Source organism: Rhizobium moroccans, assembly GCF_057559155.1.
Map to the genome: position 1 here is coordinate 47,856 of NZ_JBHFJG010000011.1, position 22,269 is coordinate 70,124.

Here is a 22,269-nt window from a genome sequence, read left to right on the forward strand (position 1 = left end):
GAGGAGGAATAAGAGGCGCCGGGTTCCCTCGATCGGCGCCTCTTTCATTTTTAAGTTCACCGTGCGGCGAGGACGGCGAAAGGGTGCTGGCCGAAGGCAAGGCCGATGACGATCGGCACGGAGCCGGTAAATTCCTCGCCGGTGAATATCTCCCGGTAGGATCGGATCGCAAGAGACGGCGGAAGCGTGATCTGCGTATCCGCCCAATAGTCGGGTCGCGGCAGACCGTCATGGAAGGCGGCGAAGATCAGGTGGGGAAGGATCACGATCAGCGCGTCCGCTTCGTCCGCTCTCGCAAACGCGACGATGTCCGCCTCCCGCATACCGGATGGCCGCAGGGGCAGATAGGCTCTCTCCAGGAAGAGTTGCGGTTTCTCCTGTCTGAGGTGCAGCAGCGTTGCGATGACGTGCTGCTTGAGCCTGCCGCTTCGCCAATCGTCTTCCTGGGTGAAGCTTGGGGCATCGTTCGCCGTCAGCCAGGTTTCCAAACGCCGGAAATCCGGCTCGCGGCGGTTATCGGGATCGACGAGGCTGAAATCCAGCGCTTCGCTTCCCTGGTAGATGTCGGGCACGCCGGGTGCCGTGAGCTTGAGGATGGCTTGGCTGAGACCATTCGCCAGACCGGCCCGGATGAAGGGCTGCAGCGTGCCGGTGAAATCCGCGAGAAAAGCCTCTGAGGAGAAAAATCCCCGGGCATAGCCGGTCACCGCCTGCTCATAGTCCGGATCGATATCGTTCCAGCTCGTGCGCAGCTTTCCTTCACGCAAAGCCTTCTCGACATAGGCGAGGAAACGCTCCTCAAGTGCTTCCAATTCCTCGGGTTCGTCCACCGACAGGTCCGCCGGCCAGACGCCGGCAAGCGCCTGATAGAGCATCCATTCCAATTCGGGCTCCGGAGCGGGGCCGCCCTTCAGCTCCCGTACGAGATGCCGGTGCATGCCGCGCCATCGCTCCACGGCCTCGGCCCAGGCTTCGGGCGCTTCGCTGATGGCATAGAGCCGCGCACGGGCATCCTCCCCGCGCTTGGTGTCATGCGTGGAGGTTGCCGAAAGCGAAAGCGGCACGCGTCCCCGCCTGGTTTCCATGCGGCGGTGGAAGTGCTCGATGTTAGAGGATCTGGGAAGCGGCTCGTTTCCCACCTCGTTCAGCGCGAGCAGCCGGTGATGGCGGAAGAAAAGCGTGTCTTCCACCGATTTCGCCATCAGCGGCCCGGTCAATTGCTGAAAGCGGCTACGGAAGAGGGCCGCCTTTGCGGCAAGCGGAGGTTCGACATCGCCGATCAGGATGCGTTCCAGGAAAGCCAGCGCGTTGCGGCACGTGGTGATGGAGCGGGTCCTCACCTGGTCGAGCACCTTTGCGAGGAGCTTGCGATCGGCCGGCGAAAGGCCGGCCTTCGTGCCATAGGTGCGGTAGACGGGAAAGGCGACCAGAAGCTCGCGCAGCGCAGTTTCCAGACTATCCTCCACAAGCGGCGCTTCCCAGTCCTCGGCCCGCTGGATCTGTACGGCCATGCGCAGCAGGGCGGCAAACTCCCCAGCGAAATTGTTGTTGACCATCAGCAGTTTGGCCTGGCGAAGCTCCTCCGCCACATCAACGGGACTTCCTGACGTGCGGGTATAGGCATCCGTCAGCTTTCCGGCTTTGCGGCCGTCGACGAAGACATCGGCAAGGGCGGAGATGAGTTCATATCCGGTCGTGCCGGAGACCGGCCAGTCGGCGGGCAGATGTTCACCCTCGCCGAGGATCTTTTCGACCACGATATAGATATCCGGCCCGACGTCGTGCCGCAGCCGTTCGAGATAGGCCTTGGGATCGGCAAGGCCGTCCACATGATCGATCCTGAGTCCATCGACGCGGCCGGTGCGGACGAGTTCCAGCACGGTGTGGTGCATGTCATCGAACACCCGGCCATCCTCGACCCGCATGCCCACGAGGCTGGTGATTTCGAAAAAGCGACGATAGCTGAGCTCGCGCGACGCATCGCGCCACGGGATGAGGCGCCAGGGCTGCAGGTCGTGCAAACCGGCGATGGCGTCGGGCGCGGTGGTGGCCAGCACTTCCGCCTCCCGTCCCGCATAGCTCGACGGCGTCAGCGGATAGCAGGTGCCTTGGTAGGCAAGTGCCGGCTTGCCCGTCCTGGGATCGGGCCTAACCGAGAGATCGCCCCTTTCCAGCACCTTCTCGAACGTCTCGGCCAGGACGGGCAGGGTGAGCCGCCGGCTCCAGTCGATATCGAAATGGCGGGCATAGGGGCTCGCCTCGCCGAGCTCCACGACGCTGCGCCACCAGGGATTTTCGAGCGAGGCGGCCATATGGTTCGGCACGATATCGAGGATGAGGCCGAGCCCGGCGGTCTTCAGCGCATCCGAAAGCCGATCGAACCCCTCTCGCCCGCCAATCGCGGGGTCGATCTCGTTCGCATCCGTCACGTCATAACCATGGGTCGAGCCGCTGACGGCCGAGAAGATCGGCGAAGCGTAGAGATGGCTGATGCCGAGGCGTTTCAGATAGGGCACCAGCGCTGCCGCACGGTTGAAGGTCATGCCGTTACGGAACTGGATGCGGTAGGTGGCGAGCGGCGGGATCACGGCCCGCCTCCGGCCGCTTCGAGGCGGACGAGCACCGCCTTCGGCGGCACCGCGCCGCCATCGACGGGCTCGCCCCATACGAGCTGTCCCTTGAGGCCAGGCGCTGAGCGGGCCTCCTCGCCGAGATTTATCGCCATGTGCAGGCGGCCCGCCGGGAAGCTCCATGAGACGGCGATGAACCGGCTGGAGGTGGCGAGAACGCGGCCGCTATTGCCTGCCGCCGAACCGATGAGCGGCACGATGAACCTCCTGCGGGCGGAGAGGAGTTCGCGGGTGAATTTCAGCCATTCGCGGCCTTCGTCATTTTCGGCCTTGCTCCAATCGAGCCTGGAGTCGAGAAAGGTCGTCTTCGCATTCGGGTCCGGAACGGTCTCTTCTCCGTGACCATTATGGCCTTCGAATTCCTTCTGCCTTCCCTCGCGCACGGCTTTGGCGAGATCACCGTGGAAATCGGTGAAGAAGAGGAAGGGGGTCGTTTCCCCGTATTCCTCACCCATGAACATGAGCGGGATGTGGGGCGAGAGGAGAAGGGCGGCCGTCAGCGCCTTCACCTTGTCCTTGCCGGCGAGGGAAAGAAGGCGCTCGCCATGCGCCCGGTTGCCGACCTGGTCGTGGTTCTGGATGAAATCCACGAAAGCGGTCGGCGGCTGCGCCGCGCTCGGCACGCCGCGGGGTTTTCCGGTCCGCACCGTGACCTCGCCCTGGTAGGCGAAACCCTCGGCGAGCGCGCGTGCCGCGAGCTTCTCCGGGCTATCGGCAAAATCGCGGTAATAGCCGTCTGTCTCACCGGTCGCGAGCACATGCATGGCGTTGTGGAAGTCGTCGTTCCACTCGCCGGTGAAGAGCTTCACGCGCCCTTGCTCATCCCGCTCGTGCAGAAAAGTGAGGTTGCGCGAATCCTCGGTGGCCAGATGGATGTGGCGGTCGCCGAATTCGGCGCGGATGTGCTCGGCGATCTCGACCATGATGTGCTTTTCGGACGGGTCCTCGATCTGGTCGATCGCATCGAAACGGAGGCCGTCGAGGTGGAATTCCTCCAGCCAGTAGAGAGCGTTCTCCACGAAGAAACGGCGCACCGGATCGTTCTCGTAGGCGATCGCCGCGCCCCAGGGCGTGTGCTTTTCGGGATGGAAGAAATCGGGAGCCAGAAGCGGCAGGAAATTCCCTTCCGGTCCGAAATGGTTGTGGACCACGTCGACCAGGACCATCAGCCCATGTCCGTGGGCGGCATCGACGAAAGCCTTGAAATCCTCCGGTGCGCCGTAGGCGGCATGCGGGGCGTAGATGAGCGCGCCGTCGTAACCCCAGCCGCGTGCGCCGGCGAAATGGCCGATCGGCATCACTTCGATGGCTGTGATGCCGAGTGCGGCGAGGTGCGACAGGCGCTCGATCGCGGCGCGGAAGGTACCTTCGGGCGTAAAGGTGCCGACATGCAGCTCGTAGATCACCGCCTCTTCCCAGCGCCGGCCCTGCCAGTCGAGGTTCCGCCATTGATAGGAGGTGGGGTCGATCACCAGGGATGGGCCGGTCACGCTCTCCTTCTGGCCGCGCGAGGCGGGATCGGGAAGCGCCATTCCGCTGGGGAGCACATAGGCATATTCCGTTCCGGGCTCGATGCCGGCCGCGAGCAGCTCGAACCAGCCGTCATCGCTGCGGGTCATCGGCGTTTCGCGGTCGTTGAGGCGCAGGTAGAGCGCTGCCTGTCCGGGCGCCCACAACCGGAAGGCGGCTTCGCCGGCGGCGACGAATTCGCAGCCCCACGTCTTCGGAAAGGCCCGGAATTCGCTGAATGTGCTCATTGCGGACATGATTGGCCAGCCCCATCGTCTCAAGTGAGGGCCAAACGGCTCACGGCGGTTTGTGGTTCCATCTGCCCGAAGCGGTGATTCGGCACGCGGAAGAGCCAGATGGGGATGGGGCGAAAGAAAATTGCTCAGCCGCGCAATTATTCGCAAGTAGACATCAGGGAAGGAAATTGCCGGAAAGCACGACCCGTCCTAGATTAAAAACAGGTGCTTTCGAGGAGGAAGCGCTTCATTTCATCGGTTCTTTGGGAGGAGAAACGCATGAGGGATGGACAGAGGCTCAGCCTGCATGTGCCGGAGCCTGAGGTGCGTCCGGGCGACAAGCCCGATTTTTCCAAGGTCACCATTCCAAAGGCCGGTTCGGTGCGGCGGCCGGAGGTCGATGCAGACCCGGAAACCATTCGCGATCTCGCCTTTTCCATCATCCGCGTGCTGAACCGGGAAGGAGAGGCTGTCGGCCCCTGGGCTGGAACGCTGACCACGGAAGAGCTTCTGGAAGGCCTGAGGCACATGATGCTTTTGCGCAGCTTCGATGCGCGGATGCTGACGGCGCAGCGGCAGGGTAAGACCTCCTTCTACATGCAGCATCTCGGCGAAGAGGCGGTTTCCTGCGCATTCCAGCGGGCGCTCGAGCCGGGGGACATGAATTTCCCGACCTATCGGCAGGCGGGGCTGCTGATCGCCGGCGGCTATCCGATGGTCGACATGATGAACCAGATCTATTCCAACGATGCCGATCCCCTGAAAGGGCGGCAGTTGCCGGTTCTCTATTCGGCTAGGGAACATGGCTTCTTCACCGTCTCCGGCAATCTTGCGACCCAATATATCCAGGCGGTCGGCTGGGCGATGGCATCGGCCATCAGACAAGATACCAAGATCGCAGCGGGCTGGATCGGCGACGGTTCCACCGCGGAATCGGATTTCCATACCGCGCTGGTCTTCGCCTCCACCTACCGCGCGCCGGTCATCCTCAATGTGGTCAACAACCAATGGGCCATCTCCACCTTCCAGGGCGTTGCTAGGGGTGGCTCCGGAACGTTCGCCGCAAGAGGGCTCGGCTATGGCCTGCCTTCGCTGCGGGTGGACGGCAACGATTATCTCGCCGTGCACGCGGTCGCCAAATGGGCAGCGGAGCGGGCGCGGCAGAATATCGGCCCGACACTGATTGAATACGTGACCTATCGCGTTGGCGCGCATTCCACCTCCGACGATCCCTCCGCCTATCGCCCGAAGGAGGAGTCGGAAGCCTGGCCGCTCGGCGATCCCGTCATCAGGCTCAAGAACCACCTGATCCGCATCGGCGCCTGGAGCGAGGAGCGTCACAAACAGGCGGAGGCGGAAATCCGCGATACCGTCGTCGCCGCCCAGAAGGAGGCGGAGCGGCATGGCACGCTGCATTCCGGCGGCAGGCCTTCGATGCGCGACATGTTCGAGGGCGTCTATGCGGAAATGCCGCCGCATCTGAAGCGTCAGCGCCAACAGGCGGGGGTGTGATATGGCCGTCATCATTCTTGGAAGACCCCTCCCCAACCCCTCCCCACAAGGGGGAGGGGTTAACCCAGCCGCAACCACGGCAGATTGGGGCCGAGGCAGCGCCGCTTGTCTTCTCCCCCCTTGTGGGGGAGATGGCCGGCAGGCCAGAGGGGGCGTTGCCGCATCGGAGGTCTCCCCATGGCGCGCATGACGATGATCGAGGCTATCCGCAGCGCCATGGACGTTTCGATGGCGCGCGACGAGAACGTGGTCGTGTTCGGCGAGGATGTCGGCTATTTCGGTGGCGTCTTCCGCTGCACGCAGGGGCTCCAGCAGAAATACGGCAGGACGCGCTGTTTCGACGCGCCGATTTCCGAATCCGGCATCGTCGGCGCGGCGATCGGCATGGCGGCCTATGGCCTGAAACCCTGTATCGAGATCCAGTTCGCCGACTACATGTATCCGGCCTATGACCAGCTCACGCAGGAGGCGGCGCGGCTGCGCTACCGTTCGAACGGGGAATTCACCTGCCCCATGGTGGTGCGCATGCCGACAGGCGGCGGCATTTTCGGCGGGCAGACGCACAGCCAGAGCCCGGAGGCGCTGTTCACCCATGTCTGCGGGCTGCAGGTGGTGGTGCCGTCCAATCCTTATGACGCCAAGGGGCTGCTGATCTCGGCGATCGAGAACCCCGATCCGGTCATCTTCCTGGAGCCGAAACGGCTCTATAACGGTCCGTTCGACGGGCACCACGACCGCCCCGTCACATCCTGGGCCGGCCATTCGCTCGGCGAGGTGCCGGAGGATCATTACGCCGTGCCGCTCGGCAAGGCAGTGGTGCGGCGCGAGGGTTCCGCCGTCACGGTGCTCGCCTACGGCACCATGGTGCATGTGGCGCAGACGACGGCCGAGGAGACCGGTATAGACGCCGAGGTGATCGATCTTCGAACCCTCCTGCCGCTCGATCTGGAGACGATCGTGCAATCGGTGAAGAAGACCGGCCGCTGCATGGTGGTGCACGAGGCGACGCTTACCTCCGGCTATGGCGCGGAGCTCGTGTCGCTGGTGCAGGAGCATTGCTTCTACCACTTGGAGGCGCCGGTCATCCGCGTCGCCGGCTGGGATACGCCTTACCCACACGCGCAGGAATGGGATTATTTTCCGGGACCGGCCCGCATCGGCGAGGCGCTGCGCGACATGATGGAGGCTTGAGATGGGAGAGAAGATCATCAAGCTGCCCGATGTGGGCGAAGGGGTTGCCGAAGCCGAACTCGTGGAATGGCATGTGAACGTCGGGGATATCGTGCGCGAGGACATGGTGCTCGCCGCTGTCATGACCGGCAAGGCGACGGTGGAGATCCCCTCGCCGGTGGAAGGCGAGGTGACCTTCCGACATGGCGAAATCGGCGACGTGATCGCCACCGGCACCGTGATTCTCAAGATCAGGACGGCCGGTGAGGCCGGAGAAGAGGACGCTGAGGTCGAGCTTTCCCCGGCAGAGCCGGCTCCGAAGCCCGAGCCGGAAAGAACATCCCCCCCGCCGGTGGAAAAGCCGAAGCCGGCAGCGGAGATCATTCCGCCTAAATCGGTAGCGGGCGGAGCGGTGAAAAACGGGAATGGCGGGCATGGTGCGCCGCGGGCGGAAGGCGAAAGGCCGCTTGCGCCGCCGGCGGTCCGCCTGCGGGCGAAGGAAGCGGGCATCGACCTTCGACAGGTGCCGGGCAGCGGGCCCGCGGGGCGCATCACCCATGAGGACATCGACGCCTTCCTGAGTCGCGAGGGCGGCTCGGGTATTGCCCCCGGTTTGCAGCCGAACAAGAAGATCGAGGAGATCAAGGTCGTCGGCCTGCGACGCCGCATCGCCGAGAAGATGGCGCTTTCCAAATCCCGCATCCCCCACATCACCTATGTGGAGGAGGTGGACATGACGGCTCTGGAAGAGCTTCGCGGCCGCCTCAACGGTAATCTGAAGCCCGGCAAGCCGAAGCTCACCATCCTGCCCTTCCTGATGCGGGCCACGGTGAAGGCGATCGCCGAACAGCCGGGCATCAACGCCCACTACGACGACGAGGCGGGCGTCATTCGGCAGTTCGGAGGCGTGCATATCGGGATTGCGGCACAGACGGCAGCCGGCCTCATGGTGCCCGTCGTCCGGCATGCGGAGGCGCGCGACATCTTCGATTGCGCCCGCGAGGTGGGCCGCCTCAGCGAGGCTGCCAAGAACGGCACGGCGCTGCGCGAGGAGCTTTCCGGCTCCACCATCACCATCAGCTCGCTCGGCGCCATGGGCGGCATCGTCTCGACGCCGGTCATCAACCATCCGGAGGTGGCGATCATCGGCGTCAACAAGATGGCGATCCGGCCGCATTGGGACGGAACGCAGTTCGTGCCCCGCAAGATGATGAACCTCTCGTCGAGCTTCGATCATCGGGTGATCGACGGCTGGGATGCGGCGACCTTCGTGCAGCGGCTGAAGGCGCTTCTGGAAACGCCTGCGCTGATATTCGTCGAGGAGTGAGGTGAGAGAAGAACAATGAAGGAAATCACCTGCAAGCTCCTCGTCATCGGTGCCGGTCCGGGTGGCTATGTATGCGCCATCCGGGCCGGCCAGCTCGGGGTCGATACGGTCATCGTGGAGATGGTAAAGCCCGGCGGTACCTGCCTCAACATCGGCTGCATTCCCTCCAAGGCGCTGATCCATGCGGCGGACGACTATGCCGGGACCGTCGCCATGGCCGCCGGTCGGAACGCCATGGGCATCAAGGCGGAAAGCCCGTCGATCGATCTGGCGAAGACCATGGCCTGGAAGGACGGCATCACCGGCCGGCTGACCATGGGGGTCGCGAACCTCTTGAAGAAAGCCGGCGTGAAGATCGTCATGGGCCGGGCGAAATTCCGGGACGGCAAGACCGTGGAGGTGGAAACCGAAACCGGCCAGCAGGTCATTCGGGCGGAAAACATCGTGATCGCCACCGGCTCGGCGCCGGTTGAACTGCCGGCATTGCCTTTCGGCGGCCCCAAATCGCCGTCAGGCGGAAAAGTCATCTCATCCACCGGCGCATTGTCGCTGAAGGAGGTGCCGCAGAGGCTGGCGGTGGTCGGTGCCGGCTATATCGGTCTCGAACTCGGCATCGCGTTTGCCAAGCTCGGTGCGAAGGTAACGATCGTGGAGGCTCTCGACCGCATCCTGCCGCTCTATGATACGCAGCTCACCCAACCGGTCGCCAAGCGGCTTGCCGCCCTCGGCATCGAAGTTTTCACCGGCACGAAGGTGAAGGGGCTTTCTTCCAATGGAGAAGCCCTGCTTGCCGAAAACGGAGACAGTCAGGAAAAGCGCATCGCGGCCGACAAGGTGCTCGTGACGGTGGGGCGCAAGCCGGTCACCGAGGGCTGGGGCCGCGAGGAATTGGAGCTCGAGCTGGACGGCCGGTATCTTCGCATCGACGATCAATGCCGCACCTCCATGCGCGGCATCTACGCGATCGGTGACGTGACCGGCGAGCCGATGCTGGCGCACAGGGCCATGGCGCAGGGCGAAATGGTGGCGGAAATCGTTGCGGGCAACCGGCGAAGCTGGGACAAGCGGGCGATCCCGGCCGTCTGCTTCACCGATCCCGAAATCGTCTCGGTCGGCCTGTCGCCGGAGGAAGCGAGGGCGGACGGCCGCGAAGTGAAGATCGGACAGTTCCCGTTCACCGCCAATGGTCGGGCCATGACGCTGTCATCGGAGGACGGTTTCGTGCGGGTCGTGGCGCGGGCGGACAATCATCTGGTTCTCGGCATCCAGGCGGTCGGGGCAGGGGTGTCGGAGCTTTCGGCCGCCTTTTCGCTGGCGGTCGAGATGGGCGCGCGACTGGAGGACATTGCCGGCACGATCCATGCGCATCCGACGCAGTCGGAGGCTTTCGCGGAGGCGGCGCTGAAGGGATTGGGGCACGCGCTGCATATTTGAGGTGTTGTGTTGCTGAGGGCAGGAGCCTTTCCCACCGTCATCCCTGTGCTTGTCACAGGAATGACGGAAAGAAGAGCGCTCCGTGATCAGTTTGTCACCCCCACCCCTCGCTTCGCGACGACCTCCCACTTGATAGGGAGATGCTTCTACAGCTCGATCAGCGCATAGGGCCGGCCGGTGGGCTTCTCGACATGCGAGGCGACGTTGTAGACCGGCGCTCCACCAGGCGTCTTGCCGGCGTATTTGCCGCGATGGGCATGGCCGTGCACCACGGCCGATACCGGAAACCGGTCGATGGTTTCGGCAAGCCGCGAGGAACCGAGAAAGCAATAGATTTCCTTCGGCTCTCCTTCCACCGTCTCGACGATCGGCGCGTAATGCAAAACCACCATGGCGCGCTCGGAACGCACCTGCCGGAGCGCGTTTTCGAGCCTCATGGTCTCTTCGACGCTTTCCGCCACCATGGCCTTGATCGCCGGCTCGCCGAAGGAGCCCAGCATATGGCGGCCGAAGCCGCCGGCGAAACCCTTCACGCCGGCAAAGCCGACGCCGCCGATCTCCACCGCCTGGCCTTCGAGCAGGTGCATGCCGGCATCCTTGATGATCGCCGTCACCTCCTCGACATGTCCGCATTCGTAATCGTGATTGCCGAGCACGCCCACCACCGGAATGGAGCAGGAGCGCAGATCGGCGGCCAGCATTTCCGCCTCCCTCGGCTTGCCGAGATCGGTCAGATCGCCGGTCAGCACCAGGATGTCGGCTGACTGCGAGATTTCGGTGAAGAGTTCCTTGTAGGAATTGCCGCCATGTTCCTTGATATGCAGGTCGCCCATGGCGGCGATCTTCAGCTTGCCGTTCGCCTTTTTCGTTTCGCTCGCTTCCGGTTTCGCGGTTTGGCTCTTCGCTTCCGTGGGGTTCTTCATGCGAGTGTTCCTTCCAGGTCCTCGCGCAGGTCACCCTCGCCGCCGACATCGGCAAAGCCCCATTCCTTCACGTCGATCTCGAAATCCACCCGGCTGAACATCCGGCCGCGGCAGATCTTCATCTGCGGCAGGGGCAGTTCGCGCTGTGCTTTCAGGCGGTCGAGGAGTTCGTCGAGCAGCCAGTCGGGCACCTTGTCGCGCTCGGTCGGATAGATCCACCGGAAGTTCAGAAGGTGGATGAGGAGCACTTCCCAATGCACTTCCATGTGGTTGAGCAGCCGCTGCCAGTCGACCTGGTCGTGGGCGCGCAGGATCATGTGCACCACGTCTCCGCCGTCATAGCGGTGGCGAAGCTGCACGAAACATTTCGACCAGATGAGCTCGGTCGGTGCGATGATGCGCACCTTGTGCCCGTTCATGTCGATCTGGCGGGCGTTTTCGAACCAGGCGTCGCTGATCGGCATGGTGCCGTTCGAGCCGGCGAAGATCACGTCGAAGAAGTGGCGGCCCCGCTTGACCTTGCCGAGCCAGCGGTCGTCTTCCACCTCGATCTCGTAACCCTTCTCCTTGAAATGGGCGAGGATGCGGGCGTAGTCGCCCGCCTTGCAGAAGATGTCGAGATCCTTGGTCTGCCGGGTGATACCCGTATAGGCGCTGATCGCGAAAGTGCCGGCGAGCAGGAAGGGGATGTGGCAATTGGCCAGATCTTCCACCGCCTGGGCCACAAAGGCTTCGGCTTCCGCGTCGATGAGGGTCGGCGCGGCCTTCACCTCCATGCCGGGCATGGTCTCCACCGGGTGCGTTGTGCCCTCCCGAGGCAGGTTCTGCGCTGCGTTGACTTCGGCATTCATCGGCCATCTCCGAAACTTTGGTCCGCGCAGATGAACACCTTGGGAAGGCCGGAGGTTCCGTGCCCGGCCGATTTCCATTCGGGCGGGAGAACCGAACGGCGAGGTCAATCCTTCGGATTGTCCGTATTCGCCATCGGGCTTGCGCGGCCATCGGGCTGGTCTTCGTCTTCCCGCTGATCCCGCTCATCGAGATCGGTCTCGACGAGGTAAGTGTCGCCGCCGCCGAGTTCGGAGGCTTCCTTCTGCGCCTCATGTTTGGTCATGTCCGTCTGCGCATGCAATTCGTCGTCCACCCGCTGACGATCCTTCTGCTCGAAACGATTGTTCTCGCGATCATCGTTTGCCTTGCGTTCCATGATCCCATGCCTTTCTTCGGTTTCCTGCCGCGTTCCGGTGATCGCGACTATCACCAGAACCTCCCGCACCGGCGTGTGGTTCCGGCTATCCCGGAACCATCTGCCCTCTCACCTGTTGGATTCCCTGCCAATCATCCGAGGAGGCAGACATGCCAGCGAAATCCAAGGCACAGCAGAAGGCGGCCGGTGCCGCGCTCGCCGCCAAGCGCGGCGATATCAAGAAGAGCGAGCTCAAGGGCGCTTCGAAAGGCATGGAGAAATCCATGAGCGAAAAGGAGCTGCACGACATGGCTTCGACCAAGCGCAAGGGCAAGCCGGAGCACAACGCTCATCATTGAGCGGAGCCGGAACCTTCACGAAAGGGCGAGCGTTACGAAGGCGCTCGCCCTTTCCTTGTTCCGGGACATTGCCATGCCTGCAAATTCAGGTGAAACGCCGCAAGCTCATGACCTTGAACCCCGCAAGGGAAGCCCGAGTCCCCGCCTCGACGAAGCAGAGTTCAAGCGCCGCTTTCTCAACCAGTTCCAGGACAGGGCCTACGATCCGCTTTCGGCCGAACTCGGGCGGATCGCGGATGCCGCCTGGGATGCCTATTACAATTCCCGCAAGAGCCCGAAGACGCGCAAGGCCGGTCCAGGATTCGCCGATCCCGATTACGATCTTGCCGTCGACTGGCTGAACGCCCGCGATGCCGTTCAGGCGGCCGCGGCTCGCCATGAGGATACTCATGGTCCGCGCCGCTTCCTGCTGGTCAGCGGCTCGTCGCGCAGCGAGCACACCTGTCCCGGCGAACTTTCGAAGAGTTACCGGCTGGTGAAAGTGGCGGAGGAAGTTTTCAGGCAATCTGAGAACGTTTCGGTGGAAGTGCTTGATTTGAGCCGGCTCGCTTCCGAATACGGACGTCATATCCATCCCTGCAAGGCCTGTTTTTCAACCTCCCCGGCGCTCTGTCACTGGCCATGCTCCTGCTATCCGAATTATTCGCTCGGGCAGGTTCACGACTGGATGAACGAGATCTATCCGCTCTGGGTGGAGGCGCATGGCATCATGATCATCACGCCGGTCAACTGGTATCAGGTTTCCTCGCCGGTGAAGCTGATGATGGACCGGCTCGTCTGCGCCGATGGCGGCAATCCCGATCCCACCACCACACATGGCAAGCACGCCAAGGAAGCCAAGGAAATCGAGATGCGCGGCTGGGACTATCCGCGGCATCTCGAAGGGCGGCTTTATTCCGTCATCAGCCACGGCGACGTGGAAGGTGCTGAGAATGTCCGCCGCAGCCTTTCCGATTGGCTGCGTTTCATGCACCTGATGCCGGCGGGACCGCTTGCGGAACTGGACCGCTATATCGGATACTGGGAGCCCTATGCCACCAGCCACGAGGCGCTCGACCGCGACCAGGCAATGCAGGAAGAGGTTCGCAACGCCGCGCGCACGCTCCTGGAGGCGGTCCTGGCCAAGCATGCCGGGCACAGGATCGGCGCCGGTGCGGGGCTGAAGGAGCCGCGTTCGAAATAAAAACGAGGAGGGATTATCATGCCGCCGGATGAACTCGAAGCGACCCTGACGGCGCTGCCTTTGCGGGTAGGCGTCTATATTCCCGACGATCTTCTCGAGGACTGGTTCGCGCCAGGGACCGGAATGAAACCCGTGAGCGAAAACGCGCTGAAGGCCGCGGCAATCTATGGCCGGCGCTTCGAATGCGAGTTCAAATATTATCCGGATCGAATGGAAGGCGTCTTCTGGAAATGGGTGCCGGCGATCTGAGAGGCCACGAAAAGTGCGCCGCGCCACTCAAGATCACCTTCCTTGTTACGCACGGGGAGGGCGAACGGTCCGCCAGCGGCGCGGCGGCATGGTTCAGGTTTTTCGGCCCAGGAGAAACTTCCTGGGCCGGTTCCTTTCAAAGCGCGGCGTAACGGTCGCGCAGGCCCTCGAACTTCGCAAGCTGTTCCGTGATCAGTTCGCGGTTCTCGTCACGGCGGACGAAGACCTTGAACATGGCCGACCCCTTCTCGTTCATGAACCAGACGGAACAGGAGCGGCGGCCGTGGAAGGGCCGGTCCACGAAGGTCACCGAGGCGCAATTGTCCTTCTTGATATGACCGCCGATCGGGCTGTCGCCGTGAATATTGAACCAGCCATGGGCTTCGGAGCCCGCCGGCAGGCTGCCTTCGGCCTCGAGCACGATATCGTCCGTGTGGACGATGAACAGCACTTCGCCCCAGGTGGTCAGTTCTGACCAGATATCCGCGAAGGCTTCCTTGGAGGCGATCACAGCCGCGCCCTTGGGCAGGATTTCGAGGATTTCGGCAGGTGTTACGTCGGCGGTGGAGGCGATCGCCTCCACGACGCCATCCGGCTTGGCGGCGAGGGCTTCGAGCGCGCGGGCGCGCGGATCGGGGTTGATGTGGCCCGGCTTGATGTCAGCGGCTGCGTTCATCTCTGTTTCCCTCACGCGGCATCGGCGCGGCGAACGCCCTTGCTGTCTTCATGGATGATGACTTCGAAACCCTCGAAATGCGGGCCGGAAAGGTATTCGACCTTGCCGCGGTTTTCGCCGGCCTTGGCATGGGCCGCGCGGAACTGTTCCGACTGAGTCCAGGCGTGGAAATGCTCGTAGCTCTCCCAGACCGTGTGGGATGCGTAGAGGGTGTGATCCTCCGCCTTCGGGCCCTTCAGCATGTGGAATTCGATATAGCCCGGAAGCTCGGCCAGCCGACCTTCGCGGCTGCGCCAGACGGCTTCGAAGGCTTCTTCATAGCCCGGCACGACGCGGAAACGGTTCATGGCGATGTACATTGGATCGGTCCCTCACATATGTTTCATTTTCGGCTCAAGATATCTGCGGCCGGTGCTCTTGAAAAGCTGAAAAAACTTGCGTAGTCAACTCAAGTTATTGATGCCATCGAGAATGGCAGGCGCGGTCGGACGTGCTCCGAACGGATGGGAAAGGGGCAGAAATCATGAGGTCTTCCTTTGTTTTTCGCGGGCTGTTCGCAGCCATCGTCCTGACGGGAAGCATGCTGTCCCATAACGTTTTTGCCGCGGAGAAGGGTAATCCGGAGGCCCAGCGCATCGTCTCCGTCGGCGGCACGGTAACCGAAATCCTCTATGCTCTCGGTGCGCAGGACCGCATCGTCGCGGTGGATTCGACGAGCCTTTATCCCTCCGAAGCAGGTTCCAAGCCGGATGTCGGCTATATGCGCGCCCTTTCCGCCGAAGGCATTCTCGGCCAGCAGCCGGATCTGCTCCTCATCGAGGAAGGCTCCGGACCGCCGCCCGTTCTCGACATCCTCCGGGCGAGTGAAGTTGCGATGGTGACGATCCCGACGCCGCCGAAGGCCGAGGCCATTCCCCAGAAGATCAGGGATGTCGGCGCAGCGGTCGGCCTCTCCGACAAGGCGGAAGCGCTCGCAAGCGCGACGGATAAGGACCTCAAGACGCTTGCGGAAGACGTCGCCAAGCTGGGCGGCGAGAAGAAGCGGGTGCTCTTCGTGCTGTCCGTTTCCAACGGCCGCATCATGGCGGGCGGCGCCGATACGGAGGCCGGTGCCATTATCGAAATGGCCGGCGGCATCAATGCCGCCCCGACGATCACCGGCTACAAGCCGCTCTCCGACGAGGCGGTGATCGCGGCAAAGCCCGATGTCATCCTCTCCATGTCGCGCGGCGACCATCAGCTGAAGCCGGAGGAAGTCTTTGCGCTGCCTTCGATGCAAACAACGCCGGCTGCGGCCAACAAGGCGCTGGTTTCCATGGACGGCCTGCTTCTGCTCGGCTTCGGCCCGCGCACGCCCGAGGCTGCCCGCACGCTCGCCGCAAGCCTCTATCCGGGCGCGATGAACTGATGAAGACGCTGGCAATGCCCTTCCGGCTGGCAGCCGATGGAGACCGGACGCACCAGGGAGCGATCGTCCTCCTGCTGCTCGTCCTCCTGCTTGTCGCCGCCTGCCTCGTCTCGCTCGGCAGCGGCCCGACAGGGGTCGGCCTCTCCGAACTCTGGGCCTATCTGACCGGGAACACGGCCAGCCTTTCGGATCAGGAGCGGGTGGTGCTGGAGGCGGTGCGCCTGCCGCGCACCGCGCTCGGGCTTCTGGTCGGCGCGGGGCTCGCGGTCTCCGGAGCGATGATGCAGGGGCTCTTCCGTAACCCGCTCGCAGACCCCGGCATCGTCGGGGTCACCTCCGGCGCCGGGCTTTTCGCCGTTATCGCGATCGTGCTCGGCGGAACGGTTCTGGCGCCGCTTTCGGCTCTGTTCGGCAGCTATTTCCTGCCGTTGATGGCGTTTTTTGGCGGGCTTTTGAACACCTGGCTGCTCTATGTCATCGCAACCCGTGACGGGCAGACCTCCACGACCGCGCTCATCCTTTCCGGCATCGCGATCGGCGCCTTTGCCGCGGCCTTCATGGGGCTGCTGATCTTCATGGCCGATGACCGGCAATTGCGCGACATCACCTTTTGGAGCCTCGGCTCTCTCGGCGGAGCGACCTCCGGGCGCGTGCTGTCGATCCTGCCTTTCATCGTGCTGGTGATGGCGATCATTCCCTTCGTAGCCCGCGGGTTGGACGCTCTGGTGCTCGGCGATGCCGCCGCCTTCCACATGGGCATTCCGGTGCAGCGGCTGAAGAAGATCGTGATCGTGGCGGTCGCGGCCGCCTGCGGCTCCACCGTCGCGGTCGCAGGCTCGATCGGCTTCGTCGGTATCGTGGTGCCGCATCTCCTGCGTCTCGTGATGGGGCCGTCGCACCGTTTCCTTTTGCCGGGATCGGCGCTCGGCGGCGGCGCGCTGCTACTCATCGCCGACAGTGTCGCCCGGACCGTGGCCGCACCCGCCGAATTGCCGATCGGCGTCATCACAGCGCTCTTCGGAGCGCCTGTCTTCCTCTTCCTGCTGCTCGGCAGGCGAGGCGGCCTCGGAATGAGGGATGCGCCATGATTTCCGCGGAACAGATTACCGTCACCCGAGATGGTCGAAATCTGGTCGACAATATCAGCATCGAGCTGAAACCGGGCCAATTCACGGTGGTGATCGGCCCGAACGGAGCGGGCAAGTCGACGCTGATGAAGGCCATTTCGGGAGAGATGGAGCCAGATCGAGGCACAGTTACTTATCACGGCACCGATGTCCGTCTTTATAAGCCCGCCGACCTCGCGCGGAGGAGGGCGGTCCTGCCGCAGGCGATCCAGCTTGCCTTTCCCTTCACGGCTCTCGAGATCGTGCGCATGGGGGCGGTGGCTCAAGGGGCGCTGAACCCGACCGAACAGGCCCGTCAGGCGCTTTCCCGCGTCGGATTGCGCGGCTTCGAAAGCCGCCCCTATTTCTCACTTTCGGGCGGCGAGCAGCAGCGCGTGCAATTCGCTCGGGCGCTGGCGCAGGTGCCGCATCCGGTCGCGGACGGCCTGCCGCGGGCGCTCTTCCTCGACGAGCCGACCGCAAGCCTCGATATCGGCCACCAGATCGCCGTGCTGGAGATCGCCCGTGATTTCGCCAGCGCCGGCGGCGCCGTCCTTGCAATCCTGCACGACCTCAACCTGGCGGCCGAGTTCGCCGATCATCTCGTGGTGCTGAACCATGGCCGGGTGGTGGCGGAAGGCCCTTGTCTCGAAACGGTGAACGACGGGATTATCGCCAGCGTCTACGGTATCGCCGGTGCGGTGGGGCGTCTTCCGGCCGAGCACATTCCCTATGTGCTGCCGCAATCACGCGAGCGCTGATCAGGAACTCGGTTCTGGCCGCGTCACCACGAAGACCGCCGGAACGATCATCACGGCCGCAACGAGCATCGCCCGCCAGAAGGGCGGTGACGTGCCGAACCAGAAGAGCGCATAGCTTGCAGCCATAAGCGTAACCGCGGCGATCTTCGCCCTTCTGCTGATCGCACCTTCCCTGCGCCAGTTCTTCAAAGGAGGGCCGAACTTCGGATGCTCCATCAGCCAAGCTTCCAGCCGCGGCGACGAGCGCGCGAAGCAGGCGACCGCCAGCAGCAGGAAAGGCGTCGTCGGCAGCACCGGCAGGAACGCGCCCACCACGCCGAGTGCCACGAAAAGCCAGCCGAGACAGAGGTACAGAAGGCGCATCAGGTGCTTTCGTGAATGATTCAGGTAAGTCCCTGAAGCTCATGTTTTCTCATGATTTTGTAGCAAGGCATAAGTTTTTTCCAGGGGCTGTCGATGCCTCAAATCGTCATCCCCCTGTGCTTGTCACAGGGATCCAGCGGCGTCGCGTCCGCGACGGGGAAGAGTCCTTTCACACAAAAGACTTCGCGCGGCTGGATTCCTGTGACAATCCTCGGGTTTAACCCGAGGAACAGGAATGACGAAAGTAGCACCTGCACTCCGGTCAAACCAGTGAACCGGCCGCAGTCCCGATGTTGAGTTTAAGCATCCTGATGTTCGCCGCTGCGGCTGGCTTTTCCGGACATGCCCGTTATAGTGCCGCCGACTTCAACAGCCTTCAGGAGACATGATGTCGAAAAAGAAAGTGCTCGTGGTCGGCGGGGCCGGCTATATCGGTTCCCATACCTGCCTAGTGCTGGCGGAACGGGGCTATGAACCCATCGTCTTCGACAATCTCTCCAACGGTCATTCTGAATTCGTGCGCTGGGGGCCCTTCGAGCAGGGGGATATCCGCGATCGTGCGCGCCTCGACGAAGTCTTCGCCAAGCACAAGCCGGATGCGGTGCTGCATTTCGCGGCGCTGATTGAGGTCGGCGAGTCGGTCAAGAACCCCGTCGGCTTCTACGACAACAACGTCGTCGGCGCGCTCACGCTTCTGGCTGCCGTGATCGATGCCGGCGTGGAGGCCTTCGTCTTCTCTTCGACCTGCGCCACCTATGGCCTGCCCGACCGGGTGCCGATGGACGAGACGCACAAGCAGGCTCCGATCAATCCTTACGGCCGCACCAAGTGGGTGATCGAGCAGGCGCTCAAGGATTACGGCACCTATAAGGGCCTGCGCTCGGTGATGCTGCGCTATTTCAACGCCGCCGGCGCGGATTTCGAAGGCCGGATCGGCGAGTGGCATACGCCGGAAACCCATGCGATCCCGCTGGCGATCGAGGCCGCGCTCGGCCGCCGTCAGGGCTTCAAGGTGTTCGGCGACGATTACGATACCCGCGACGGCACCTGCGTGCGCGACTATATCCACGTGCTCGACCTCGCGGACGCGCATGTGCGCGCCGTCGACTACCTGCTCGATGGCGGGGAGACGGTGGAACTCAACCTCGGCACCGGAACCGGCACGACCGTCAAGGAACTGCTGGCGGCGATCTCCGAGGTATCGGGCAAGCCCTTCCCGGTGGAATATGTCGGCCGGCGGGACGGCGATTCCACCTCGCTCGTCGCCAACAACGACAAGGCGCGCGCCGTGCTCGGCTGGGAGCCGAAATACAGTCTGACGGATATCATCCGCTCCGCGTGGGACTGGCATTCGCGCAGCAATCACATCCTGGAATGATACGGAAGACAGTCATGGCGAAGATGATCCACTCGATGATCCGCGTGCTGGAGGAGGCGCGGTCAGTTGAATTCTATCGGCAGGCCTTCGGGCTCGAGGTGGCGCAGCGCGTTCCCTTCGACGGTTTCACGCTGATCTATCTTTCCAATCCGGAGACCGGCTTCGAACTGGAGCTGACGGTCAATGCGGGCCGGGGAGAACCCTATGAGCTCGGCAACGGCTATGGCCACCTTGCAGTCTCCGTCGAGGATGTCGATGCCGAATACGAGCGCTTCACCGGGCTTGGACTGCCGGTCGGAAAGCTCGTGGATATGCAGCACGGCGGTAAGCCCTTCGGGCGCTTCTTCTTCGTGACCGACCCGGACGGCTACAAGATCGAAGTGCTGCAGAGAGGCGGGCGGTTCCAGTAAGGAGATGGAGATGACGGAGGGCGTGAAGCTCGAGGAAAGCTGGAAGCGGGTGCTCGGACCGGAATTCGCAAACCCGTATATGAGCGAGCTCCGCCGTTTCCTGATTTCCGAAAAGGAGGCGGGCAAGCACGTCTTTCCGAAGGGCTCGGAATATTTCCGGGCTCTCGACCTGACGCCGCTCGACAAGGTCAAGGTGGTGATCCTCGGGCAGGATCCCTATCACGGCTACGGGCAGGCGCACGGCCTCTGTTTCAGTGTCCGGCCCGGCGTGCGCATTCCGCCGTCGCTCGTCAACATCTACAAGGAAATGCAGACCGATCTCGGCATTCCGCCCGCCAATCACGGTTTCCTCGAACACTGGGCGGAGCAGGGCGTGCTGCTGCTCAACAGCGTGCTGACCGTGGAGGAGGCGAGGGCGGCCTCGCATCAGGGGCGCGGCTGGGAACGCTTCACCGATGCCGTGATCCGCGCCGTCAACGAGGAATGCGACGGCGTCGTCTTCATGCTCTGGGGTTCCTACGCGCAGAAGAAGGCGGCCTTCGTGGATACGAAAAAGCACTTCGTGCTGCGTGCTCCGCATCCCTCGCCGCTTTCGGCCCATAACGGCTTTTTCGGCTGCCGTCATTTTTCCAAGGCGAACGAATTCCTGGCCTCGCGCGGCAAACAGCCAGTGGAGTGGCAATTGCCTGAACGCGTCTAGTTCAGTGAACGATACGGACTTCGTGATATCCATTCAGTGAACAATGCGTTCGGGGACGGTAGCCTATCCAAGTCCCACCCGATCGACCACATTTGCCCCAGAACAAAGGCTTTTAGAGCCGGAAAGGGGTTTCAAATGCTCGATCAGATCAAGGGTCTCCATCACGTCACCTCGATGGCGGCCAGCGCCAGCACCAATAACAGGTTCTTCACCGATACGCTCGGGCTTCGCCGGGTCAAGAAGACCGTCAACTTCGATGCGCCGGATGTCTACCATCTCTATTACGGAGACGAAGTCGGCACGCCGGGTTCGGTGATGACCTATTTCCCGTTCCCGCATATCGCCCGCGGCCGTCCCGGCACGGGCGAAGTGGGGACCACGCTTTTCTCCGTGCCGCAAGGCTCCTTCGGTTTCTGGACCGACCGGCTGACGAAGGCGGGCGTCGAAGGCATCAAGGCCGACAGCGCCTTCGGTGAAAACCGGCTGCATTTCGCAGGCCCGGACGGCGACGGCTTCGCGCTTGTCGAGGTCAAGGACGATGCCCGCCTGCCTTGGACCGGCAACGGCGTTTCCGAAGACCATGCGATCCGCGGCTTCCATTCCGCTTCGCTGAGGCTTCGCGACGAAGGCGCGACCGCCGAACTCCTGAAGTTCATGGGCTATGAACAGGTGGATGCGAAGGACGGGGTCACGAGGCTCGGTATTCCGGGCGGCAACGGAGCCGATGTCATCGATATCGAAACCATGCCGAACATCAACGGCGCGCGCCCCGGCGCGGGCTCCGTGCATCACATCGCCTTTGCGGTAGAGAACCGCGAAAAGCAGCTCGAAGTCCGCAAGGCATTGATGGATACCGGCTATCAGGTAACCCCCGTTATCGACCGGGATTACTTCTGGGCGATCTATTTCCGCACGCCGGGCGGCGTGCTGTTCGAGGTCGCCACCAACGAACCTGGCTTCGATCGCGACGAGGATACCGCCCATCTCGGGGAGGCGCTGAAGCTGCCGATGCAGCACGAGCACCTGAGAAGGACCCTCGAACAGCATCTCGAACCGATCGCATAAGGGTTTCGGGACAGGAGAACAGAAATGAGTCACGACAGCTATGTGCACCGGGCGAGGCCCGGTGCACCCGGATCGCCGATCCTGTTCGTCTTTCACGGCACGGGCGGCGACGAGAACCAGTTCTTCGATTTCGGCGGCCGGCTGTTGCCGAACGCCACGGTGATCTCGCCGCGCGGCGATGTTGCCGAACATGGTGCGGCCCGCTTCTTCCGGCGCAGGGCCGAGGGCGTCTACGATCTGGACGATCTCTCCCGGGCAACCGAGCGGATGAGCGACTTCGTGGCGGCCAACCGTGACCGCCACGGCTCCTCGGCCGTGCTCGGACTCGGCTTTTCGAACGGCGCGAACATTCTCGCCAATATGATGATCGAGAAACCCGGCCTCTTCCATGCGGGCGTGCTGATGCACCCGCTGATCCCGTTCGTGCCCAAGGACCGCAGCAAAGGGGAGACGGCACGTGTGCTGATTACTGCCGGTCAATACGACCCGATCTGCCCGGTGACCGAGACGCAGGCGCTCGCGGACTATTTCCAGAGCCAGGGCGACAAGGTGACGGTGGAATGGCATGCCGGCGGGCATGAAATCCGCCCCAACGAGATCGAGGCGGTAAGGACGTTCTTTGCTCCTTACAGTGGGTGAGTTCTGCTTGCGGCAGGCATGACCATGGTCGATAGTATCCAGGTC

23 protein-coding genes are annotated in these 22,269 nt (G+C 63.0%); 15 read left to right on the forward strand and 8 right to left on the reverse strand.

Features of this window, described 5'->3' with window-relative positions; all coding sequences use genetic code 11:
- Positions 1-56 precede the first annotated feature (56 nt).
- Positions 57-2,588, reverse strand: coding sequence for a malto-oligosyltrehalose synthase (treY, locus tag ACE04I_RS08405; RefSeq protein ID WP_487206977.1), 2,532 nt, complete (start codon positions 2,586-2,588; stop codon positions 57-59).
- Positions 2,585-4,396: a malto-oligosyltrehalose trehalohydrolase gene (treZ, locus tag ACE04I_RS08410; protein ID WP_197082522.1), complete on the reverse strand. Its 1,812-nt coding sequence runs from the start codon at positions 4,394-4,396 to the stop codon at positions 2,585-2,587. Before treZ ends, treY begins: the two co-directional genes overlap by 4 nt.
- Positions 4,397-4,654: 258 nt before the next feature.
- Here treZ and ACE04I_RS08415 point away from each other — a divergent pair, with 258 nt between their 5' ends.
- The 4 genes from ACE04I_RS08415 to lpdA all read left to right on the forward strand — a co-directional run bounded on the left by ACE04I_RS08415 (position 4,655) and on the right by lpdA (position 9,818).
- The gene (locus ACE04I_RS08415; protein ID WP_046794565.1) at positions 4,655-5,887 is read left to right on the forward strand and encodes a 3-methyl-2-oxobutanoate dehydrogenase (2-methylpropanoyl-transferring) subunit alpha; all 1,233 of its coding nucleotides are present in this window, start codon (positions 4,655-4,657) and stop codon (positions 5,885-5,887) included.
- A 177-nt stretch (positions 5,888-6,064) separates the two neighbouring features.
- Positions 6,065-7,078: an alpha-ketoacid dehydrogenase subunit beta gene (locus tag ACE04I_RS08420; protein ID WP_046794564.1), complete on the forward strand. Its 1,014-nt coding sequence runs from the start codon at positions 6,065-6,067 to the stop codon at positions 7,076-7,078.
- A 1-nt stretch (position 7,079) separates the two neighbouring features.
- The gene (locus ACE04I_RS08425; protein WP_046794563.1) at positions 7,080-8,384 is read left to right on the forward strand and encodes a dihydrolipoamide acetyltransferase family protein; all 1,305 of its coding nucleotides are present in this window, start codon (positions 7,080-7,082) and stop codon (positions 8,382-8,384) included.
- Positions 8,385-8,399: 15 nt separating this feature from the next.
- Complete coding sequence (gene lpdA, locus ACE04I_RS08430; protein WP_046794562.1) at positions 8,400-9,818, forward strand: dihydrolipoyl dehydrogenase; 1,419 nt, start codon at positions 8,400-8,402, stop codon at positions 9,816-9,818.
- A gap of 146 nt (positions 9,819-9,964) precedes the next feature.
- On the opposite strand, the gene ACE04I_RS08435 is transcribed toward lpdA, so the two are convergent.
- From ACE04I_RS08435 to ACE04I_RS08445, 3 genes are all read right to left on the reverse strand, one after another.
- Positions 9,965-10,741 (reverse strand): metallophosphoesterase family protein, encoded by a 777-nt coding sequence (locus ACE04I_RS08435; RefSeq protein ID WP_082118336.1) that lies wholly within the window; start codon positions 10,739-10,741, stop codon positions 9,965-9,967.
- Entirely contained in the window at positions 10,738-11,517 is a 780-nt protein-coding gene (locus ACE04I_RS08440; RefSeq protein ID WP_046795065.1) for a nucleotidyltransferase family protein, read from the reverse strand. Before ACE04I_RS08440 ends, ACE04I_RS08435 begins: the two co-directional genes overlap by 4 nt.
- A 179-nt stretch (positions 11,518-11,696) precedes the next feature.
- Positions 11,697-12,002 carry a hypothetical protein gene (locus ACE04I_RS08445; RefSeq protein ID WP_487206978.1) on the reverse strand — a complete coding sequence of 102 codons (306 nt, stop codon included), beginning with the start codon at positions 12,000-12,002 and terminating at the stop codon, positions 11,697-11,699.
- Between the two features lie 95 nt (positions 12,003-12,097).
- Here ACE04I_RS08445 and ACE04I_RS08450 point away from each other — a divergent pair, with 95 nt between their 5' ends.
- From ACE04I_RS08450 to ACE04I_RS08460, 3 genes are all read left to right on the forward strand, one after another.
- The gene (locus ACE04I_RS08450; RefSeq protein ID WP_046794560.1) at positions 12,098-12,286 is read left to right on the forward strand and encodes a DUF3008 family protein; all 189 of its coding nucleotides are present in this window, start codon (positions 12,098-12,100) and stop codon (positions 12,284-12,286) included.
- A gap of 73 nt (positions 12,287-12,359) precedes the next feature.
- Positions 12,360-13,469: a flavodoxin family protein gene (locus ACE04I_RS08455; protein ID WP_487206979.1), complete on the forward strand. Its 1,110-nt coding sequence runs from the start codon at positions 12,360-12,362 to the stop codon at positions 13,467-13,469.
- Positions 13,470-13,487: 18 nt separating this feature from the next.
- Complete coding sequence (locus ACE04I_RS08460; RefSeq protein ID WP_046794559.1) at positions 13,488-13,718, forward strand: hypothetical protein; 231 nt, start codon at positions 13,488-13,490, stop codon at positions 13,716-13,718.
- Between the two features lie 136 nt (positions 13,719-13,854).
- On the opposite strand, the gene hutX is transcribed toward ACE04I_RS08460, so the two are convergent.
- Both hutX and hmuQ read right to left on the reverse strand, forming a co-directional pair.
- Positions 13,855-14,394 (reverse strand): heme utilization cystosolic carrier protein HutX, encoded by a 540-nt coding sequence (gene hutX / locus ACE04I_RS08465; protein WP_046794558.1) that lies wholly within the window; start codon positions 14,392-14,394, stop codon positions 13,855-13,857.
- Positions 14,395-14,405: 11 nt separating this feature from the next.
- Positions 14,406-14,753, reverse strand: a complete 348-nt coding sequence (gene hmuQ / locus ACE04I_RS08470; protein ID WP_046794557.1) for a heme-degrading protein HmuQ — start codon at positions 14,751-14,753, stop codon at positions 14,406-14,408.
- A 164-nt stretch (positions 14,754-14,917) separates the two neighbouring features.
- On the opposite strand from hmuQ, the gene ACE04I_RS08475 reads away from it, so the two are divergent.
- From ACE04I_RS08475 to ACE04I_RS08485, 3 genes are read left to right on the forward strand one after another with little or no spacing between them, the layout of a single operon-like run.
- Positions 14,918-15,802 carry a heme/hemin ABC transporter substrate-binding protein gene (locus ACE04I_RS08475; protein WP_046794556.1) on the forward strand — a complete coding sequence of 295 codons (885 nt, stop codon included), beginning with the start codon at positions 14,918-14,920 and terminating at the stop codon, positions 15,800-15,802.
- A complete protein-coding gene (locus ACE04I_RS08480) occupies positions 15,802-16,890 on the forward strand; it encodes a FecCD family ABC transporter permease (protein ID WP_046794555.1) in 1,089 nt (362 codons plus the stop codon). Before ACE04I_RS08475 ends, ACE04I_RS08480 begins: the two co-directional genes overlap by 1 nt.
- Positions 16,887-17,669, forward strand: coding sequence for a heme ABC transporter ATP-binding protein (locus ACE04I_RS08485; RefSeq protein WP_046794554.1), 783 nt, complete (start codon positions 16,887-16,889; stop codon positions 17,667-17,669). Before ACE04I_RS08480 ends, ACE04I_RS08485 begins: the two co-directional genes overlap by 4 nt.
- On the opposite strand, the gene ACE04I_RS08490 is transcribed toward ACE04I_RS08485, so the two are convergent.
- On the reverse strand, positions 17,670-18,032 hold the full coding sequence (locus ACE04I_RS08490; protein WP_046794553.1) for a YbaN family protein: 363 nt from the start codon (positions 18,030-18,032) through the stop codon (positions 17,670-17,672). It abuts the gene before it with no gap.
- A gap of 388 nt (positions 18,033-18,420) precedes the next feature.
- On the opposite strand from ACE04I_RS08490, the gene galE reads away from it, so the two are divergent.
- From galE to ACE04I_RS08515, 5 genes are all read left to right on the forward strand, one after another.
- Positions 18,421-19,410: a UDP-glucose 4-epimerase GalE gene (galE, locus tag ACE04I_RS08495; protein WP_046794552.1), complete on the forward strand. Its 990-nt coding sequence runs from the start codon at positions 18,421-18,423 to the stop codon at positions 19,408-19,410.
- A 14-nt stretch (positions 19,411-19,424) separates the two neighbouring features.
- Positions 19,425-19,820: a VOC family protein gene (locus ACE04I_RS08500; RefSeq protein ID WP_046794551.1), complete on the forward strand. Its 396-nt coding sequence runs from the start codon at positions 19,425-19,427 to the stop codon at positions 19,818-19,820.
- A gap of 10 nt (positions 19,821-19,830) precedes the next feature.
- Positions 19,831-20,520: a uracil-DNA glycosylase gene (gene ung / locus ACE04I_RS08505; RefSeq protein ID WP_046794550.1), complete on the forward strand. Its 690-nt coding sequence runs from the start codon at positions 19,831-19,833 to the stop codon at positions 20,518-20,520.
- Positions 20,521-20,655: 135 nt separating this feature from the next.
- Positions 20,656-21,585 carry a VOC family protein gene (locus tag ACE04I_RS08510; protein WP_046794549.1) on the forward strand — a complete coding sequence of 310 codons (930 nt, stop codon included), beginning with the start codon at positions 20,656-20,658 and terminating at the stop codon, positions 21,583-21,585.
- A 24-nt stretch (positions 21,586-21,609) separates the two neighbouring features.
- Positions 21,610-22,224 (forward strand): alpha/beta hydrolase, encoded by a 615-nt coding sequence (locus ACE04I_RS08515; protein WP_046794548.1) that lies wholly within the window; start codon positions 21,610-21,612, stop codon positions 22,222-22,224.
- Positions 22,225-22,269 lie beyond the last annotated feature (45 nt).

Bases quoted from the DNA above. Each gene is read 5' to 3' on its own strand.
- ACE04I_RS08480 (WP_046794555.1), top strand. From the start codon at position 15,802: ATGAAGACGCTGGCAATGCCCTTCCGGCTGGCAGCCGATGGAGACCGG.
- hmuQ (WP_046794557.1), bottom strand. From the start codon at position 14,753: ATGTACATCGCCATGAACCGTTTCCGCGTCGTGCCGGGCTATGAAGAA.
- ACE04I_RS08460 (WP_046794559.1), top strand. From the start codon at position 13,488: ATGCCGCCGGATGAACTCGAAGCGACCCTGACGGCGCTGCCTTTGCGG.
- galE (WP_046794552.1), top strand. From the start codon at position 18,421: ATGTCGAAAAAGAAAGTGCTCGTGGTCGGCGGGGCCGGCTATATCGGT.
- treZ (WP_197082522.1), bottom strand. From the start codon at position 4,396: ATGTCCGCAATGAGCACATTCAGCGAATTCCGGGCCTTTCCGAAGACG.
- ACE04I_RS08510 (WP_046794549.1), top strand. From the start codon at position 20,656: ATGCTCGATCAGATCAAGGGTCTCCATCACGTCACCTCGATGGCGGCC.
- ACE04I_RS08490 (WP_046794553.1), bottom strand. From the start codon at position 18,032: ATGCGCCTTCTGTACCTCTGTCTCGGCTGGCTTTTCGTGGCACTCGGC.
- ACE04I_RS08485 (WP_046794554.1), top strand. From the start codon at position 16,887: ATGATTTCCGCGGAACAGATTACCGTCACCCGAGATGGTCGAAATCTG.
- lpdA (WP_046794562.1), top strand. From the start codon at position 8,400: ATGAAGGAAATCACCTGCAAGCTCCTCGTCATCGGTGCCGGTCCGGGT.
- ACE04I_RS08435 (WP_082118336.1), bottom strand. From the start codon at position 10,741: ATGAAGAACCCCACGGAAGCGAAGAGCCAAACCGCGAAACCGGAAGCG.
- ACE04I_RS08515 (WP_046794548.1), top strand. From the start codon at position 21,610: ATGAGTCACGACAGCTATGTGCACCGGGCGAGGCCCGGTGCACCCGGA.
- ung (WP_046794550.1), top strand. From the start codon at position 19,831: ATGACGGAGGGCGTGAAGCTCGAGGAAAGCTGGAAGCGGGTGCTCGGA.
- hutX (WP_046794558.1), bottom strand. From the start codon at position 14,394: ATGAACGCAGCCGCTGACATCAAGCCGGGCCACATCAACCCCGATCCG.
- ACE04I_RS08425 (WP_046794563.1), top strand. From the start codon at position 7,080: ATGGGAGAGAAGATCATCAAGCTGCCCGATGTGGGCGAAGGGGTTGCC.
- ACE04I_RS08415 (WP_046794565.1), top strand. From the start codon at position 4,655: ATGAGGGATGGACAGAGGCTCAGCCTGCATGTGCCGGAGCCTGAGGTG.
- ACE04I_RS08475 (WP_046794556.1), top strand. From the start codon at position 14,918: ATGAGGTCTTCCTTTGTTTTTCGCGGGCTGTTCGCAGCCATCGTCCTG.
- ACE04I_RS08440 (WP_046795065.1), bottom strand. From the start codon at position 11,517: ATGGAGGTGAAGGCCGCGCCGACCCTCATCGACGCGGAAGCCGAAGCC.
- ACE04I_RS08500 (WP_046794551.1), top strand. From the start codon at position 19,425: ATGGCGAAGATGATCCACTCGATGATCCGCGTGCTGGAGGAGGCGCGG.
- ACE04I_RS08420 (WP_046794564.1), top strand. From the start codon at position 6,065: ATGGCGCGCATGACGATGATCGAGGCTATCCGCAGCGCCATGGACGTT.
- ACE04I_RS08455 (WP_487206979.1), top strand. From the start codon at position 12,360: ATGCCTGCAAATTCAGGTGAAACGCCGCAAGCTCATGACCTTGAACCC.
- ACE04I_RS08450 (WP_046794560.1), top strand. From the start codon at position 12,098: ATGCCAGCGAAATCCAAGGCACAGCAGAAGGCGGCCGGTGCCGCGCTC.